Annotated in this window: 16 protein-coding genes; 7 read left to right on the top strand and 9 right to left on the bottom strand. The window is 36.3% G+C overall.

Annotation, left to right across the window (positions count from 1 at the left end):
• Positions 1-79: 79 nt before the first annotated feature.
• Positions 80-2,203, bottom strand: a complete 2,124-nt coding sequence (locus tag B154_RS0104430) for a carboxy terminal-processing peptidase (RefSeq protein ID WP_018612115.1) — start codon at positions 2,201-2,203, stop codon at positions 80-82.
• A gap of 497 nt (positions 2,204-2,700) precedes the next feature.
• On the opposite strand from B154_RS0104430, the gene B154_RS0104425 reads away from it, so the two are divergent.
• Positions 2,701-3,117, top strand: coding sequence for a thiol-disulfide oxidoreductase DCC family protein (locus B154_RS0104425; RefSeq protein ID WP_018612114.1), 417 nt, complete (start codon positions 2,701-2,703; stop codon positions 3,115-3,117).
• Between the two features lie 122 nt (positions 3,118-3,239).
• On the opposite strand, the gene B154_RS0104420 is transcribed toward B154_RS0104425, so the two are convergent.
• Complete coding sequence (locus B154_RS0104420; RefSeq protein ID WP_018612113.1) at positions 3,240-5,624, bottom strand: alpha-ketoacid dehydrogenase subunit alpha/beta; 2,385 nt, start codon at positions 5,622-5,624, stop codon at positions 3,240-3,242.
• A 248-nt stretch (positions 5,625-5,872) separates the two neighbouring features.
• Here B154_RS0104420 and B154_RS30525 point away from each other — a divergent pair, with 248 nt between their 5' ends.
• The 3 genes from B154_RS30525 (at position 5,873) to B154_RS0104405 (ending at position 8,116) form a co-directional block, all read left to right on the top strand.
• Positions 5,873-6,358, top strand: coding sequence for a DUF1573 domain-containing protein (locus B154_RS30525; RefSeq protein WP_018612112.1), 486 nt, complete (start codon positions 5,873-5,875; stop codon positions 6,356-6,358).
• Positions 6,359-6,417: 59 nt separating this feature from the next.
• Positions 6,418-6,822, top strand: coding sequence for a DUF1573 domain-containing protein (locus tag B154_RS0104410; RefSeq protein WP_018612111.1), 405 nt, complete (start codon positions 6,418-6,420; stop codon positions 6,820-6,822).
• Between the two features lie 97 nt (positions 6,823-6,919).
• Positions 6,920-8,116, top strand: a complete 1,197-nt coding sequence (locus B154_RS0104405; RefSeq protein ID WP_018612110.1) for a pyridoxal phosphate-dependent aminotransferase — start codon at positions 6,920-6,922, stop codon at positions 8,114-8,116.
• 86 nt (positions 8,117-8,202) lie between these two features.
• Here the strand turns inward: B154_RS0104405 and B154_RS0104400 are convergent, their stop codons facing one another.
• Positions 8,203-9,003, bottom strand: a complete 801-nt coding sequence (locus tag B154_RS0104400) for a DUF3307 domain-containing protein (RefSeq protein ID WP_018612109.1) — start codon at positions 9,001-9,003, stop codon at positions 8,203-8,205.
• The gene (locus B154_RS0104395; protein ID WP_018612108.1) at positions 9,000-9,680 is read right to left on the bottom strand and encodes a hypothetical protein; all 681 of its coding nucleotides are present in this window, start codon (positions 9,678-9,680) and stop codon (positions 9,000-9,002) included. Before B154_RS0104395 ends, B154_RS0104400 begins: the two co-directional genes overlap by 4 nt.
• A gap of 234 nt (positions 9,681-9,914) precedes the next feature.
• Between B154_RS0104395 and B154_RS0104390 the strand changes: the two genes are divergently transcribed.
• Entirely contained in the window at positions 9,915-11,732 is a 1,818-nt protein-coding gene (locus tag B154_RS0104390) for an ABC transporter ATP-binding protein (RefSeq protein WP_018612107.1), read from the top strand.
• Positions 11,733-11,867: 135 nt separating this feature from the next.
• Entirely contained in the window at positions 11,868-12,308 is a 441-nt protein-coding gene (locus tag B154_RS0104385) for a DUF3276 family protein (RefSeq protein ID WP_018612106.1), read from the top strand.
• A gap of 71 nt (positions 12,309-12,379) precedes the next feature.
• On the opposite strand, the gene B154_RS30520 is transcribed toward B154_RS0104385, so the two are convergent.
• Positions 12,380-12,829, bottom strand: a complete 450-nt coding sequence (locus B154_RS30520) for a tellurite resistance TerB family protein (protein WP_018612105.1) — start codon at positions 12,827-12,829, stop codon at positions 12,380-12,382.
• Between the two features lie 213 nt (positions 12,830-13,042).
• Here B154_RS30520 and B154_RS0104375 point away from each other — a divergent pair, with 213 nt between their 5' ends.
• On the top strand, positions 13,043-13,849 hold the full coding sequence (locus B154_RS0104375) for an NIPSNAP family protein (RefSeq protein ID WP_018612104.1): 807 nt from the start codon (positions 13,043-13,045) through the stop codon (positions 13,847-13,849).
• A gap of 178 nt (positions 13,850-14,027) precedes the next feature.
• On the opposite strand, the gene B154_RS0104370 is transcribed toward B154_RS0104375, so the two are convergent.
• From B154_RS0104370 to B154_RS0104355, 4 genes are all read right to left on the bottom strand, one after another.
• Positions 14,028-14,804, bottom strand: coding sequence for a TIGR03915 family putative DNA repair protein (locus B154_RS0104370; protein ID WP_018612103.1), 777 nt, complete (start codon positions 14,802-14,804; stop codon positions 14,028-14,030).
• A 2-nt stretch (positions 14,805-14,806) separates the two neighbouring features.
• Positions 14,807-16,063 (bottom strand): putative DNA modification/repair radical SAM protein, encoded by a 1,257-nt coding sequence (locus tag B154_RS0104365; RefSeq protein ID WP_018612102.1) that lies wholly within the window; start codon positions 16,061-16,063, stop codon positions 14,807-14,809.
• 515 nt (positions 16,064-16,578) lie between these two features.
• A complete protein-coding gene (locus B154_RS0104360) occupies positions 16,579-17,415 on the bottom strand; it encodes a hypothetical protein (RefSeq protein WP_018612101.1) in 837 nt (278 codons plus the stop codon).
• 203 nt (positions 17,416-17,618) lie between these two features.
• Positions 17,619-18,059, bottom strand: a complete 441-nt coding sequence (locus B154_RS0104355; protein ID WP_018612100.1) for a hypothetical protein — start codon at positions 18,057-18,059, stop codon at positions 17,619-17,621.
• Positions 18,060-18,417: the final 358 nt, after the last annotated feature.

Raw genomic sequence — 18,417 nt, 5'->3', positions numbered from 1 at the left:
TTAAAAATGGTGCTGATTGTATTTATACAAAAGATTTTATCAAAAATAGCAGCTTTCCCTTTAGGTTATACTATCAATGCTAATGTTTTGCTACATTGGTTTGCTTTGCACTCATATCTTCTATTACATTAGCAGCCTCATTGATATATATATCCGACTTTAAATTTTTTAACCAGTTCTTATAACGCTCTCCCTTGTCTTTATCCACGTTATTATATTTCGCCGCATCTGCCTTTAACCCGACTACCGGAAGTTCAACTGTTAATTTTGCAAGGCTGTCATTTTGTTTCACGGTAGTTCTTATCGCTTTTTGTTCTTCTTTATATTTATCGAGATTAAGACTGTAAGTTTTATCGTTTTGTTTCGACAACCACAATGCGTTGTTGTTTATTAAATTGAATTTCGCATTGTTCTTTACTCTTTGTTCGCTTTTTGCTTTTATCAAACTAATGTTATAGGATGCAGGCCATTTTGTGTAATCTGTTTTTGCAATTTCGTCCCAAGGCATAGCATTGTCATTATCTTTCTCACGAAATTTCAGGTACTCATACTCATCTGGAAGAACAACATCCGGAGTCACTCCCTTTAATTGGGTCGATCCACCGTTTATCCTATAAAATTTTTGCAGTGTAAGCTTGATAGCTCCATACTCTGTTCTTCCGGTGAAAAGATCCAACGGGCGACCGAAAGGAATGCTGCGTTGAACGGTGCCCTTTCCATAAGAAGAAGAACTGCCAATTATAACACCGCGGCCGTAATCCTGAATGGCAGCTGCGAATATCTCAGATGCTGATGCGCTAAACTCGTTTACCATGACAGTAAGAGGTCCTGTGTACAATACGGATTTATCATTGTCTCTCAAAACTGTTGGTCTTCCTTCCCTGTCTTTAACTTGCACTATAGGGCCATCCGGTATAAATAAACCTACCATTTCAACAACCTCAGGCAGGTATCCTCCCCCGTTGTTGCGTAAATCCATTACTACACCATCTACCCCTTCGGCTTCCAGTTTCTGCAGTTCTTTCGCTACGTCTTGCGCACAACGGTGCCCATCGGGTTTTTCGTAATCAGCGTAAAAGTCAGGCAGATAAATGTAACCTATCTTCTCTTTACCATTAATAATAGCACTGCGTACATATACTTCATCTTGTACGATCTCGTCTCTTATAATTGATACAACTTTTATTGTTCCATCTTGTTTTCTTAAAGAAAGCCTGACTTCAGTTCCTTTATTTCCCCTTATTATTTTTACTGCATCCTCTACTGCAAGACCGGTAAGTTCCACTGGTTCTTCTTTTCCCTGCCCAACTTTAGTTACTATGTCTCCTACTTGTATCTGTCCGCTTTTCCATGCAGGGCTACCTGTAAGCAGACTTGCTACTTTTATATTTCCATCCTCTTCTTTTAATGAAGCACCGATACCATAAAATTTTCCACTCATTTGCTCGTCAAAAGATCTTTTCTCTACAGGAGGAAAATAATCGGAATGAGGATCCATATAAGAAGTAATCGTATTGATGAAAAGGTTAAAACGATCATCGTCGTTGAATTTCAGCTTTAATCGCTCAAAATTCTTGTCCATCATTTTACCCACTTTCTCCCTTGCTTCCTGTTCTAGCGCAGCATCGGTTTTTACAATTGTGTCTTTCCTGGCTTTAAGTTTATCACGTTGGTCAATAAGATCTGTGTATCTCTCCAAAGTAAGAAATTTCAGCTTTTTTCTCCACATATCATTTCTCTGCTCTTCAGTAGCAGGATAGTTTAATTTAGTTCCATCTACGGTAATCTCTTCTTCAACAGAAAAATCGAAAGGCTTTGCAAGGAGTTTTTTGTACATAGACATTACCTCCTGCATCCTCCTTGTATAAATGGTATCTACAGCAGGAACAAATTGAATAGGAGCACCGTGAATTTCATCATCTATGCTGTTTTGGTATTTCTTAAGAGAGTTTACATCTGACAAAAGAAAGACGTTTTTATCTGGATCGACCGCCGCTAAAAATTTTGTAAAAATCTGCTCAGAAAAATTGTCATTAATTGGTTTAGGTTTATAATGATTTTGCTCGATTATAGTTCCAAGTGTGGTTAGTATTTTTTGTTGGGTAGTAAGAGAAGTTCCACTTCCCCCCTGGCTTTGGAAAGCCCAGAAAATTGCGGCAAACAAGACTACGAGCACTACAGGCAGTACTTTGCGTTTAAGCATAAATTGAAGTATTTTATTCATTCTAATCAAAAATAAAGTAAAAAGTCTTGTTATGACTTTTCGCTTTTTATCTTAACAAAGGTTTTACCGGCAAAGTTCGATAAAAACGTTTGCAAGTAATTTTATTACAAATTTTAAAACTTTAAAAAATTAAATAATAATCTCTCGTCATTTAATAGCAATAAAAATACTGCCAATTTTTGATTTTTCTGAGTCGTTCTCGTGTATAGGAAGAAGCATTTTTATAAAAAGCATTGTTTTGCCTAATAATATGATATTACCTTATGCAGACAGTAAATAATTTAAATAAATTTTAGGGAAGATTGCAAAATTTGCAACTGTCAAATGTTGTTTGGTTCTTTGCCATATTGCTTAATTACGAAGATTTTTAAGAGTTAAAGCCAGAATGGCCGAAAAAGGCTTTTCTTTAAGCAGAAATTGACAGGTCAAATTAAGTTGATTGTGTACCTATCTTTACTTTTACATCTGTATCTATTATGTCTGATATTGATGAACTCCCACACCCTGTTATTTTATTTGATGGTGTTTGCAATTTGTGCAGCGGCGCTGTTCAGTTTGTAATAAAAAGAGACAAAAAAGACATTTTTCGTTTTGCCTCTTTGCAGTCTGATTACGGCCTGTCGGTATTGAAAAAGTTTCATTTATCAACTGATGCTTTCAATTCTTTTATCTTATATAGGTCAGGGAAAATTTACACTAAGTCTACTGCCGCATTATTGGTCACAAATCAACTACATGGCACGTGGCCTCTATTGACCATTTTTATATTTATTCCTAAGCTTATCAGAAACGGCTTTTATAACTTAATTGCACGCAACAGGTACAGATGGTTCGGAAAGAAAGAAAAGTGCTGGGTACCTTCTCCAGATCTGCAAAACAAGTTTTTAGATTAAGCGTAAAAAAGATATAATCTGCATTTGCTGCCTCTTCTTAAAGGTCCCAAAAAGTTATAGCAATCAATAACGAGCAAATACAAAAACGGATCTTCCACTCAATATTATTACCCCATTATTTATTACTCCGCCATCATTTCCCGTATGACTTCCACAATATCCTCTTCGTTTGGTTTACTAAAATAATCCCCATCACTTCCATAAGAAGGACGGTGGGGCTGCGCAGTAATGGTACGTGCAGCTACATCTAAAAAACGATAACCACCCTGTTTTTCTATAACCTCGTTAAACATAAAGGCTGTACTGCCTGCTGGTCCGTCTTCATCAACAAATACAATCCTGTTTGTCTTTTTTAACGACTCAACAATAGAGTGATGTATGTCGAAAGGAAGTAGTGTTTGTACATCAATTATTTCGCAACTAATATTAAACTCTTTTAATGTTGCAGCAGCATGATGCACAATACGTAAGGTTGACCCATAAGAAACCACTGTTACATCTTCTCCTTCCTGCATTACTTCCGGTATACCTAGCGGCACCGTAAACTCAGCCAGGTTGGCCGGCAGTTTTTCTTTCAGGCGGTAGCCGTTTAAACTTTCGATCATAATAGCCGGATCGTTTGCCTTCAGCAAAGTATTGTACATACCCGCTGCCTGCACCATATTTCTTGGAACACAGACAAACAAACCTCGTAATGCGTTTATTATCATTCCCATAGGCGAACCGCTGTGCCAAATCCCTTCTAATCTGTGACCGCGGGTGCGAACAATAAGCGGACAACTCTGGCGTCCTCTTGTTCTATAATGGATTGTAGAAAGATCATCACTTAAAGGCTGAAGTCCATATAAAAGATAATCAAGATATTGTATTTCTGCAATTGGCCTGAGACCTCGCAGAGCCATACCTATGCCCTGACCTATTATACTTAATTCGCGAATGCCGGTATCAAAGATCCGGTTGTCACCATGCTTCTCCTGCAATCCTGAAAACCCCTGGTTTACATCGCCTATTTTCCCTACGTCTTCACCAAAAGCAAACACTTTTGGGTTGACAGTAAATAATGCATCAAAATATTTATTAAGTACCTCATATCCGTTTACAACACGGGAATCTTCATTATAAAAAGGTTTTATTTCAGCGACTTTTAAAGCTGACTTTGGTCCCTCATTAAACAAGTAAGAATTATAAAGCGCCTCATTCTCCTTCTTTAATTCTTTATAGTATGCCTTAACCTCAGTTGCAGAAGGAACTATTTGTAAAACGGTGCTCAAAGTCTTCATAACATCGCGCCTGAGAGGGTCACGATTGGTCTGAAGTTCGGTAACTATTTTCTTCAATTGTGCATTCACATCACCATTTTCAACTGTAAGGCTATTTAATAGACTGACTGTTTTTTCTACCTGTTTTTTTATTGGAGCAATATAATTTGACCATGCTCTTGCTTTAGATTCTCGCGCAAGGGTTTTTGCTGCAGCTTCAATTTCAGACAGTTCATCTTCTGATGCAAGCCCATTAGCTACAATCCATTCACGAAACTTTTTTATACAGTCCCACTCTTTTTCCCACATTAGCCTCTCGTGGGTTTTGTAACGTTCATGGCTTCCACTGGTTGAATGACCTTGTGGCTGAGTGATTTCTTCCACATGAAAAAGGGCAGGTACATGTGTCTCCCGCATTTCGGTTAAAGCTGCCTCAAATACTTCGCACATACCCGCATAGTCCCATCCGTTAACTTTATATATATTAATTCCATTACTAAATTTTGTTTTTTGCAGGCCAGACATCGCTTCTGATATAGAACCCTTTGTAGTCTGATATTTCTTGGGGACTGAAATTCCATATCCATCATCCCATACAAATACAGCAAGCGGAACCTGCATTACCCCTGCGGCATTTAAAGTTTCCCAAAAATGCCCCTCACTTGTACTGGCGTCCCCTATGGTACAAAAGCATATTTCGTTGCCATTATTGCTAAGATTCTTTAATTTTTTTATGTCTGGTAAACTTCGAAGAACTTTAGACGCCAGGGCTAATCCTAACGCTCGGGGCATTTGTCCGGCAGTAGGGGCAATATCACTTGAAATATTTTTTCGGTTTGCAAGATCAAGCCAGTTACCCTCATCATCTACAAAGGGAGTTGCAAAGTGCGCGTTCATCTGTCGACCTGCACTAAAAGGATCATGTGTGATATCAGGATCTGCATATAGTTGGGAAAAAAATTGTTCTATAGTGGCAAGGCCCGTTGAAAACATAAAAGTCTGATCGCGATAATATCCTGCACGAAAATCACCATTCTTAAAAAACTTTGCCATTGCAATCTGGGCGATTTCTTTTCCGTCACCAAAAATTCCAAATTTGGCTTTACCAGTAAGCACTTCACGTCTTCCCAACAGGCTTGTTTCACGGCTTTCCATTGCAATCTTATAATCCTGCAACACCTCCTCCCTGAACCTGTCGTATGACATCACCTCATCAGTAAGATCAATGTCAGAATGATAATTTTCCATAATCAAAAATATATAAATGGCACAGCAGGTTAAAATTCTTTAATTACAATCGTTATTTAAACTCTGCCAAAATTTATAAGTCCAATTTTCGTCTTCTTTTTTAAAACTAATTATTTATTTTTATAGTAATTAATAAAAACTTAAAAACTATACCAGTACGAAAATAGGCACAATTATTCCTTTCAAAAACAATAATATTGCGTTGTAAAAGCAACAATAATCTAAATAATCCTAAAAATCATTTCTTAATGAAAAAAATTACTGGTCTTCTGACGTGTTTATTAGCTGCCGCGTTTGTTAATGCCCAGACTTCAGTAGCAACTACAACTGCTGCCAATACACCTACGGTGGCAAAAGCTGACGTATCTAAAGTCTTGGAATTTAAAGAAGACAATCACGATTTTGGTAAAATACCTTACGGCAAACCGGTAGAGTTTGACGTTTTAATAAAAAACGTTAGTAAAGATTCAGTTAAAATTGAAAACGTAAAAGTAGGGTGTGGTTGTACTACTCCAAAATATGAGCAGGGGAAAGCTTATGCACCGGGAGAAGATTTTAAAGTTACTTTAGGCTTTAGTGGATATGCAGACGGACCTTTTGAAAAATATGTAGACATTTTTTTCAATAATGGCTTGAGCAAACAAATAAAATTTCATGGCACGGGTTACAAAGTTCCCGAAACACCCGCTCCGTCAAATAGTGCAGTACAAAAATTGAAAACTGCAGGCAAATAATAAATTTAAAAATCAATTATTTTTTACATTTTCTCTATAACCTTAACAAAATAAAACTCATGAAAAAAATTCTCTTTGTAATGGTTGCTTTTCTAGCTGCAGCTACTGTTTTTGCTCAAAGTAAAGCACCACTTGAATTTAAAGAAACCAAACATAGCTTTGGCCAAATTCCTCAAAATGTTCCGGCCACGTTCGCTTTTACATTTAAAAACACATCTGCAACTCCGGTTGTAATTGAAAGTGCAACGGCACAATGCGGATGTACAACGCCTGACTATCCTAAGGGTGTCATTCCAAAAGGTGCGACAAAAACAATAAAAGTTACTTACAATGCAGCATCAATGGGTTCTTTTACAAAGCAGGTAACTGTAAAAGTTGCTAAAGTAGCAGACCCGATTATTTTAACAATAGATGGAGAAGTTGTTGGAGCAGACGCTGCGACTAAATCTAAATCAGGAAAATAGACGTTATTATAAAAGCATTAAAAAAGGCTGCCATAACGGGCAGCTTTTTTAATGTAAGGATATATCGAAAAACTGCTCCGACCCTTATCTTTGCGAAATGTTAACAATCAGCCATCGCGGACAAGAAATGCCCGCCTCCCCTATCAGAAAGCTGGTTCCGTATGCAGAAGCTGCTAAGGAAAAAGGCGTCCATGTATATCACCTAAATATAGGCCAACCTGATATAGAAACGCCAAAATTGATACTGGATGCTGTAAGAAAAAGTAATTTCACTATTCTTGAATATAGCCATAGTGCCGGCAATGAAAGTTACAGAAGAAAATTGGTACAATATTATCAATCTGTAGGAATAGAAGTAAATCATAAGCAAATCCTTATTACTACTGGGGCTAGTGAAGCTATTTTGTTTGGCTTTATGGCTTGCATGGATTCAGGTGATGAAGCAATTGTGCCAGAGCCTTTTTATGCTAATTACCATGGCTTTGCAGTAGAAGCCGGAGTTTCACTTGTACCGGTTACTTCTCATATAGAGAACGGGTTTGCGCTACCGCCTATAGAAGAATTTGAAAGAGCCATTACCCCAAGAACCAAAGCAATTCTTATTTGCAACCCCAATAACCCTACAGGGTATTCTTATACTGCAGAGGAATTGGAGCAGTTGAAAGAGCTGATAAAAAAACACAACCTGTATTTTTTTTCTGATGAAGCTTATAGAGAATTTACTTATGAAGGGAAACAAATAAGTGCTATGCATCTAAAAGGTGTTGATGACTACGTGATCATGATGGACACCATAAGCAAAAGATATAGTGCGTGTGGTGGGCGTATTGGAGCACTGGTTACCAAAAATCAACAAGTGTTAGATACAACTATTAAATTCGCCCAGGCAAGATTAAGTCCGCCGAGCTTTGCACAAATAGCTGGCGAAGCTGCAGTAGACCTTCCGAAAGATTATTTTAGTACCACGAAAGAAGAATACAGAAGCAGACGAGATCTTTTAGTAAAAAGATTAAATGCCATGGAAGGTGTTTTTTGTCCAAACCCAGGTGGAGCCTTTTACGCAATGGCACGCTTGCCTATTGATGACTGTGACAAATTTTGCCAATGGCTCCTTGAGAGTTTTGAGTATAAAGGGTCAACGCTTATGCTTGCTCCCGCCACCGGTTTTTATGGAACCGCTGGACTCGGAAAGCAGGAAGTAAGATTAGCTTATGTTATAAATCCTTCTGCAATAAATGCTGCAATGGATTGCCTTCAGGAAGCTTTAAAAATATATCCGGCAAGAACTATTTAATTGGAATGTAATGTAGAGCAGCCATGGAGAAATTCACTTTTTGCTTCCAAGCAATTTCATATATAATTACAAAAGGAATATTCTCCTTATCTATTTAATCTTAACAGAGCATTGATTACAAGACCGGTAAAAATGGCTATGCCGACACTTAGAAAAGTACCGATCAGCACATACTCGGTATGCTTTCGCGAGCTGAAAGGCCTACCCATTGTTGGGTCAGATGTTGGCTTGTCTGGTTTATCTGTAACACGCAATATTGACTTAGCTGCTACAAGGAAGCCTATCGCCGAAAACTGGTCTATAAACACCATCGTTAAGATCAAAAGCCTTTCCAGTACGCCTATCCATTTGCCGGCGTTTGGCAAACTGTCGTTTCCTGCTAAATCAGTATTCCATTTTCGTGTAAGAAACTGAATGATATAACCAACGGGTGAGGTTACAAAAATATATCCGAACGCTCTTACCCATATATTAAAATTACTAACCAATCCATTTATCATCTTCGTCCAGTTAACCCAGCCATTAATAATCCATAGCCAGGCTATAATAATAACAGTAATGTGCAGCACCTGGTCTGTTATAAAAAGACGGAAGTCGATATTCCTGGTGTTCTTAAGATATTTTTCAACCTGTACTTTTAACCCGTCTATTAATAAATGGGTTAATGTAATTAAAAGCACTTGGGGCCATAAATGAATATTAGCTAGTAATAGCCATGCTACTATACCTGTTATAAGTACATGTAGGTATAAATAACGTGAGCCCCATAGATTATTTTTCTTATCTGTCACCCAGGAGTTTGGTTGCAGAAAAAAATCGGTAATGCAATGTGCCATTAATAACTTTACTACTATACTACCATCTGTATATGAAAAAAATGAATTCACTTTTGCCAGTTATGGATTGTCTTTTCAAAATAAGTAACCAATTTTTCAACTGCATACCATTCAGCTGTTTTTTTTCTTTGTGTTACGGCCGATTGTGATATTTGTAACTGTGCAGCTATTTCGTCTTCTTTCATTTGTTGAAGCTTATATAATACCAGTATGGCCTGGTTTTGAGTCCATTTTTGTATTAGCGCATCTACTAATAAAACAGCTGGCTCTATTTGCTCGTCAAAATTATGGTCTGCAGTTTTTACTAAAAGGTGCTGCGAGGTATTTTTCAAGCTGTCTAAACCTTCACCTGATAACCTAAAAGCCTGCCCATCAGAACTGCTGATTTTTTTTTCATCTATAAAATCTACTTCGCCAATTCCAATAGCCAAACGTATATCGTATTTGGTTGAGAAATACCCTTTCTTATTTTTCTTGTTTATTACACTTTTTGTGTTTTCTGGTATATAGGCTCTAAAAAAAGCCCTTATAAGTATAGCTGTTCGCAATGCAAGCTCAGGCACAATCGTTTTGCACTGCAGGCTATCACCCCTAAATGTTTCATAACTGCTTAAATAATTGTTTTTTAAAGACTTTAGGAAAACATCCAGCTTTTTAAATAATTGTTCACGATGTACCGGTTCAATATTTTGCGAAGAAACGATATCTCCGGTTATAATAGCCTCCATATTCATTATTTTTAATTATAAGTCTGTAGACTTCAAAAGAATTATTATAAGGCTGCAGGCTTATATAGCCTACTATTTAGGCTGTAGCCTTATACAATAATAACTATAATTAATGACATTCTAAAATAGTTACCGCTAACAATAGAAATTTGAATGCTAAAATTTATTATGGTCCATCTGGTTGTAGCTATGTATAGAGATTGCAAGGTGTACATTTGCAAAAATTGTCTTTAATTGAAACACCTTTCGGCGCTTAATAAGTATTTCTGGAAATACAAAGTGAGGTTTATTGTAGGTATCCTGTTTGTAATAGCCTCAAATTATTTTGCAGTTCTGGCACCGCAGGTTACCAGCTATGTGGTTAACCAGGTACAGCAGCGTTTGCCCAATGCAAAACATGTAGCTGAACGACCATGGAATGATCCCCTTGTGCAGTGGTTTATTAAAATAATGGAGCCTTTAAAGGGCAACTTTATAAAATTGGTTGCTATTTGCTGTATCACTATTTTAATGCTTGCCATTCTACGCGGCATACTCATGTTTTTTATGCGGCAAACAATAATAGTTATGAGCCGTCATATTGAATTTGATCAGAAGAATGAAATATTTCATCACTACCAATTACTTGATACCAACTTTTTCAAGACACACAGCACGGGTGATATGATGAACCGAATGACCGAAGATGTAAGCAGGGTTAGGAGCTACACCGGTCCGGCTATCATGTATCTTATAAACCTTATTACGTTGATCGCTTTTTGCGTTGTAAACATGGTAAGAAAAGATGCTACCCTTACCTTATACGTGCTGGCCCCCTTACCTATTCTTGCATTAACAATATATATTGTAAACCAGATTATTTATAAGAAAAGCGAAAAAATACAATCACTCCTGTCAGACCTAACCACAAATGCACAAGAGAGCTATTCAGGAATAAGGGTTATAAAATCTTTTGTGCAGGAAAAAGCTATGCTTGGTTTTTTTGCAAAAAACAGCGAAGATTACCGCAACAATGCAATAGGTCTTGCTAAGGTAGAATCTATTTATTTTCCCAGTATGGCTTTAATGATTGGCTTAAGTACTTTAATTACCATTTTAATAGGTGGAATACAGGCCTTACATGATCCTCTAAAAGTTGGGGTAATTGTAGAATTCGTTATTTATATAAATATGTTGCAGTTTCCCGTAAGCGCAATAGGCTGGGTAGCAAGTATGGTACAAAGAGCCTCAGCGTCACAAAAAAGGCTGAATGAATTTTTAGATACAAGGCCAGCTATATCAGACAATGGTAAAATACCGCAGCAGGTTAAGGGCGATATAAGGTTTAATACTGTTAATTTCACTTATCCGCATACGGGCATTCATGCTCTTAAAGATTTTTCTTTAAAAATAAAAAAAGGTGAAAAAGTACTAATATTGGGAAAAACAGGGTCTGGAAAATCTACCATTGCTCAGTTACTACTTCGTTTTTATACGCCCCAGACAGGAGACATTACAATAGGTGGTAAAAATATTTCGGAATACTCGCTGAAGAGTTTACGTGAGCAGGTAAGTTACATACCGCAAGACGTATTTTTATTTAGTGATACGGTTGCAAATAATATAAGTTTCGGACTTGAAGGAAATTTTATTGAGGAACAAATAAGTAAGGCCGCTCAACAGGCAAGCGTTGAAAACGAAATTTTTCAATTTGCGAAGGGTTACGATACCATGGTTGGAGAGAGAGGCGTAACACTTAGCGGAGGGCAAAAACAAAGAATATCTATAGCAAGGGGATTGATAAAGCAGCCGGAAATAGTTGTTTTTGACGATTGTTTAAGCGCCGTAGATACAGCAACTGAAAATACAATAATTTCCAATTTATACCAGTATTTGCAGGATAAGACGGCAATAATAATTACACATCGGATATTTACGCTTTTAAAGTTTGATAAAATAGTTATACTTGAGGATGGAAGAATAACAGAACAGGGAACACATGAGTCATTACTCTTACAAAATGGCTACTATGCAGAGCTATATAAGATGCAAACTGTGTCTTCCGTTGGGTAATAAGGGTTAGTGATTGCAGTAAGCGATAAATAAAAAAAAATTACAAGGTTTCTTTTAAAAATTTTGGCAATTGAAAAGTAATTCTATATTTGTGTATCATTGTTTTTAATGAACTATTAACAAAAACCAACAACTGTGGCTTACGAAAACAACGAACAGAAAATTGAAAGTGTTTACAGCAAACGAATTCGTGCAGGAAAAAGAAGAACTTATTTTTTCGATGTAAGGGCTACCCGCAGTAATGATTATTTTTTAACCATTACTGAAAGTCGCAAAAGGTTTAACGACAATGGTTATGACCGTCATAAAATCTTTCTGTACAAGGAAGATTTTAATAAATTTTCTAAAGCATTAACTGAAGCGGTAGATTATGTAAAAACAGAATTAATGCCTGACTTTGATTTCGATGCATTTAATCATGACAACTATGAAGAAAATGGCCGATCAGAATCACCAGTGGCAGAAGTAGAAGTGGCTGCTGAGGAAACTTCGGAAGTAACGGAGACTTTAGATGATGAAGAGCTGGTTTCTGCACCCATAATCAACCATAGTACCGACGAGGTAGATAAGTGGTAGATTAAAAAAATCATTAAAAGAAAAAAAGCATCAGGAATTTATTTAATTATTGATGCTTTTTTTATGTTTTTTTATTTCTCTATTACATTTCTTATTATAGCAACCTCTACAATTTTTTTTGAGGTTTCTTCATCAATGCCTGATATTTGGGCAAGGTTTTCAAGAATTTTTTTCTCTTCTTCGGTTACAACACCATCTGCTAAAAACACATCGCAACAATAGCAAAATAACTGGGGACGCAGGTTTTCTTTCACACAATTAATGCTTCCTTCAATTAGTTCATGCGAACTATAATTGCTATACACTCTTTCAGCGATTTGTAAATACTCCGCCCCATCGTGATCTTTAAAAATAGCCATGGTTTGAAATAAAGTATCTATAAAAATAATTTCCTCATCCCCTATATTTCCTTCAGCATTTGCACAGCAATATAAAACCACTGCATAAGCCTCCCGGGTATCTTCCGGAACATATTTTTTTTCTGTCGGTACACTATTAAACATGTTATCAAACAAACCCATTGCTATATTTTTTTTATTATTAAAACTGGTTAAATCTATAAAAATATTTATTACCTGTTACAGTATTCTTTGTGGTAAAATTATAATTTATATGCCTTCAAAACCTCCCAATCAAAATTGTAAACAGGCGTAATTTTATAAGACGATATTTATCAAAACATAGATGCGCTCATTGTCGATTATTTAAGATAATTTAGTCGCAAAATAAGACAGATGAAAAGACGGTTATTTGTAAAAGCATCCCTTGTTACCGGCTCTTTAGCAGCAGGCATAGCACCAATAGTTAGTAAGGCTTCCAAAAAAGACCAGATGGGAAAAAAATCAGGTGGCGAATATTATGAACTTAGAGTATATACCTTAAAAAACAGTGAGCAGCAAAAGCTGGTAGAAGATTATTTTCAAAATGCTGCTATACCTGCTTTAAATAAATTAGGCAGTAAAAATATAGGAGTATTCACCGAACAACAACCTGAGGGGCAAAGTAAAATATATGTGATCATTCCTTATAATTCTGTCGAAGATTTTATAAATGTTTCCGATAAATTGGCTAATGACGCTACTTACCAGTCTGCTGGTGATGCTTATCTAAATGCTCCCGCTACTGCCCCGGCATATGAAAGGATTCAAAGCTCTTTTTTGAAAGCTTTTGCCGGAATGCCGAAACTGCAGGCACCACCTAATAAATCAAGAATATTTGAACTGCGCCGTTATGAAAGTGCAAGTGAAGCCGCAGGAAAAAAGAAAATTAAAATGTTTAATGATATAGGGGAAATAGCCATTTTTAAAAGAGTTGGTCTTACGCCGGTATTTTTTGGAGAAACACTAATAGGCGAAATGCGTCCCAATCTCACCTACATGCTCACTTTTGATGATATGGAAGAACATGACAAAAACTGGAAAGCATTCGGTGGCGATCCTGAATGGAACAGGATAAAAGCAATCCCCGAGTATGCTGACGCAAAGATTGTTTCGAACATTACACGCACGTTTTTGGTTCCGGCGAGTTTTTCTCAAATTTAATAAGTCGCTATTTTTACAGTAATGATTATTAAAAATTGTTACTGAATTTTTCTCTATAGATCTTGTAACGTAGAGTGCAACCGCACAACTCATGCAAGCGTTTAATATGTAATTTATAATGTCACAACTTGTATCTGAAGGATAGAAGTTGTGACATTATTATTTGCTATAGATCATTTTATCTAAACGCATCCGACTGCTTTTCAGGCAAAAATTTCCAATATCTTTTGGGCATATGTTGTATATGAAGCTTCGTGTTTTTCCTTGCAACAATATTTACACTTTTAAAATATTGCTGCCATAGTTGCTGGTACAATAATTCCTTTTCATCCAGCATAATTTGTATATTTTTTCCATTATTTGTTTTTTCGTCAAAAGACAACTGTACAGTTTCCACTTTAAACCGGTCATAGTAAATACCATATTTTCTTTTGCTGTCATAGATCAGCCAGCGTTGGTCTGCATACCTGCTTTTAAAATGCTTTTCTATAAGAGGCAACACGTTGAAGTCAGGCTGACAAACTGCATAAAACAAACCATCTCCGGTTAGTTGAAAACGAATAAACGCTTCCATTCTATGCTTTTCGCGATACACTTTTTTTGCTGTTTGAATAACCGTTAAAACAGCAGCATTAGAATAGTCACTTTCTATCGTTTGTTTTTTGGCAAATGCATATTGAATGTATTTCAATAGTATATCCTCCATTCCTGTTTCTTCTGACAGAAAGGCTTTATACAACTGGCTTAATGCTGCTGCAGATATTTTTGCTGTCAATCCTTTCCATACTCTTGCAGCTTTTTCCTCATTAAATAAACTTTCATGATGATTATTAAAAACATTTTGTTGAAAACGTTCTTTAGTAGTTATATTAACTGAAGAAAATTTATACTCATACACCTCAAAAACAGCAGTAAGAAAACCTTCAAATGTTCCGTCGTAAATAACAGTTACCAATTCTAAAACAATTTTAGCTGGGGTGAAAAATTGGGTGAGTATTTACTTTTTCCTGCCTGTAAAATTTTATCTTTTATCTGCGATGGCAGCCAGTCTCTCCTGTTAAAAACATCACTTTGGCAGGTAACAAAATTTCGTGCGCGATTAACTGCAATTCCAAACTTTTTCAAATGATCCCAGGTAAGTTTACTAAACTTACGAGCGGCAACAATTTTTTTTGCAGAGCTAACACCAATACCGGGAATGCGCATGATAAGAGACAAATCAGCTTTGTTTATATCAAGTGGAAATAATTGAAGATTTCTTAAAGCCCAACTTAATTTAGGGTCAATATCCATCTCAAGCAACGGATTTTCTTCATTTACTATTTCATCTACTTCAAAGCCGTAAAACCGCAGCAACCAATCGGCCTGGTATAACCGGTTTTCCCTGATCATGGGAACAGGCGTGCCAATAGCAGGTAAACGATTATCATTACTAACAGGCACATAACCTGAATAATACACTCGCTTCAATTTCATCTTATCATAAAACTGGTTGGCCATCCAAAGAATTTGCCTGTCGTTTTCAGGAGTAGCGCCAATAACCATTTGAGTACTTTGCCCCGCAGGGGCAAATAATGGAGCTTTTTTAAATATTTTTTTATCTTCCCTGTTTTCTTCAATTGCACCTTTCAGGTATTTCATAGGTGCTATCATGTCTTTTCGGTTCTTATCAGGAGCAAGCAGCCTCAGACTTTGCTCTGTGGGCATTTCTATATTTACGCTAAGCCGGTCAGCAAACAAGCCGGCTTCCTTCAGCAGTTCGTCACTTGCTCCCGGTATAGCTTTCAGATGGATATACCCATGAAAATTATGCTCTTGCCGAAGTTTTTTTGCAATTCTTACCAACCGTTCCATAGTATAATCAGCATTTTTGAAAATACCGGAACTTAGAAATAATCCTTCTATATAATTGCGGCGATAAAAATTTATGGTGAGATCAACGACTTCCTGTACGGTAAAAGCCGCACGTTTTACATCATTGCTTTTGCGGCTAACACAATATGCACAATCAAAAATACAATGATTGGTAAGAAGAATTTTTAACAGCGAAACGCATCGCCCATCTTCTGTATAAGCATGACAAATACCTACTCCTTTAGCATCGCCCAAACCTTTGTTCTCATTTTTTCGACTGCTGCCACTTGATGAACAGGATACATCATATTTTGCAGCGTCAGCTAGTATTGAAAGCTTTTCCATTAACCGTTCACTCATTGCAAATAATATTAGGTAAAAATACTAAAATTTTTAGTTTAAAGAGGCAAATCTTAGATATTGTTTGTAAAAGTACAAGGCACCTTAAAAATCCTTTTTTTGACCACAATTATAAAAAAGGAAGAAAGTAGGAATATTAGGTTAATAGCAGTTGATAGCTTGCCCAGCGAGCGGCATTTAATGCATATTAGTTAAGACCTCTAAAGCGGTTTACCTGCACTAATTACAAATATTTTTACTAACTTCCTTAGTCCAAATCTTGAAATGCAGGATTATTCTTGGTTTATTAACGTGTAATTATTGGTAACACAGGAAAAAACAAGTAACATTTTGAAAAACTCTTAGTAGGAAGATTTTGGAAAAACGTACAGGCATTTAAGATGTGGCGGCAATAGACTTTAAATCACTATAATTGAAGATTTAAAGCTAGAATTGAAAAACTAACGATCAATTACTTCCCAAAACCCGGCATAGCTTAAATGCAATGTTAGCTGCATTTCTTCTTCTCATTGTAGTTATAATTCTTTTAAAACGGATGGAATATCAATTGATTTCATAGGTGATGTTACCTTTTTATTAATAATAACTATTTTTCCCCCTGAGGTATGTTTCATTGTATAACTTACTTCATATTGTCCACCCGTCCACCTAATTATAAAGTTATAGTTTTCTGAATCGTTTTTAGGAGGCACGGCGGCATAAAATAAGCCGGTGGTCTGCTTAGGCCCCAAATCGCCAATTGTTACAGGAGTATAAATTTGGTCAACAAATTTTTGGGGATTTAGCCGTACTTCCACTGCATTAACCACATTTTCCTGTCTTCCGAATGGGTATTGATGTGATACCACAGCGGTTAAACTTCTAATAGGATAAGTGCAATTATTAATAATAGATATGGACAGGAGAATCTGATTGGTAATTATTTTACCTTCATTTGTTCCTACGTTGATCGTTGGGAAACAATTTTTTCCAGTTAATTGATTATTTGTTTCTTCCTGGCGTCGGATAATATCTTTTTGACTTAATTGTAAACGATCCTGAAGAGATATAACTTTTCGACTCATCTCTAACGATGCTATTAATGAGTCGACATTTTTCTGTTGTAATTTTTTCAATTCGTTGTTAACCGAATCAATCCTAAGTCGACTCTCCTTTGCACCCTTTTCAGCTTTCAAGTCTGAAGAATATTGAAATATAGCCTGAAAAATTGAAATTGTGATACCTAAAACAGCGCAAATAGTGATTAATCTAATTCTTGTTCTATCAATCTTCTTCTCACTAAAATACTTACCTAGCGTTGAGACTAATAAAACTATGGCGGCTAATAAGGTAAGTAAAAATTTATAAAACATTGGCAAAGATAACGGCACGGATCAATTATCGAAATGTTCAAGAGTTGCAGCTAACGTTTAGGTATTTATGCAGGTGTGGAATTGGCAGTAGTGATGTTGACTGAAAAAATATCGATGCAGTTGGTATTCATCCGCCAGTTTTTAACGTCCCGAAATACTTGCATAAATACCCATGTTGGCTGTAGTTTTGCCTTTTCTAATAGTTACTTGTCGAACATACCTTCTCGATAGTCGCCTGTTGCAACATAAGCTTCCTTAATAATCTCTAAATACATTTCTTCTGATACTCCAATTTTTTCACAATACATTAAAGCGATTTGCATAGCTCTTGGAGAAATATTACCTTCCACAGAAACCATCATATACGTTTCCACAACAAACCAAGGCTTTGTAATAGTTGGAATAGAATTAAGAGTCCTAAAAAGAAGATCCTCTGCACCGTCATCTTCGTATTTACTCAACAAAGTACTGGAGCGACTAAACTTCAATAACTGGTAATTTATTCTTAGTCTTTCAGCGCATGAAGGCGTTAAATCACCCGAATCAGAAATATCCATACTTACCCATAAGCCGATCCATTTTAGAGCAGTTAATGTCGCTGCTTTTTGTTCATCACTTAATGAGTTTGCTAATTCAGTATTCATTTGTGTTTATTTGATTTAGGAGTATAAGTCAAAGTAGTGCATTACGTATTTTTTAATTACAGCCAACAAAAAGAAAAGTATCCGCGAAGCCCCCAATCAAAGCCCCGCATTGTAGTCCTTTTGCGGGGCTTTGTGGTATACTTTTGGGTTGACCGACGTCGCCGTAAGTTTGCTATTGGGAGGTAAGTATCACTTTTCTTTTTGCCGTTATTTTGGTTTTAGTTTTAGTTTTTTTTTCTACCGCTCTTCTTTTGCAACAGTTTATTTGCGAGCAAAAGAGAGCAGTTTTTAAAATTACCTTTTTCATCCTTTATTTACTCTTTTAGCATATCCTTTTTTTGTAGAGGCACATAAGTAT

The sequence above is a fragment of the Segetibacter koreensis DSM 18137 genome (assembly GCF_000374045.1).
Taxonomy (GTDB): Bacteria; Bacteroidota; Bacteroidia; order Chitinophagales; family Chitinophagaceae; genus Segetibacter; species Segetibacter koreensis.
This window is presented reverse-complemented; position numbering and strand designations above follow the sequence as displayed.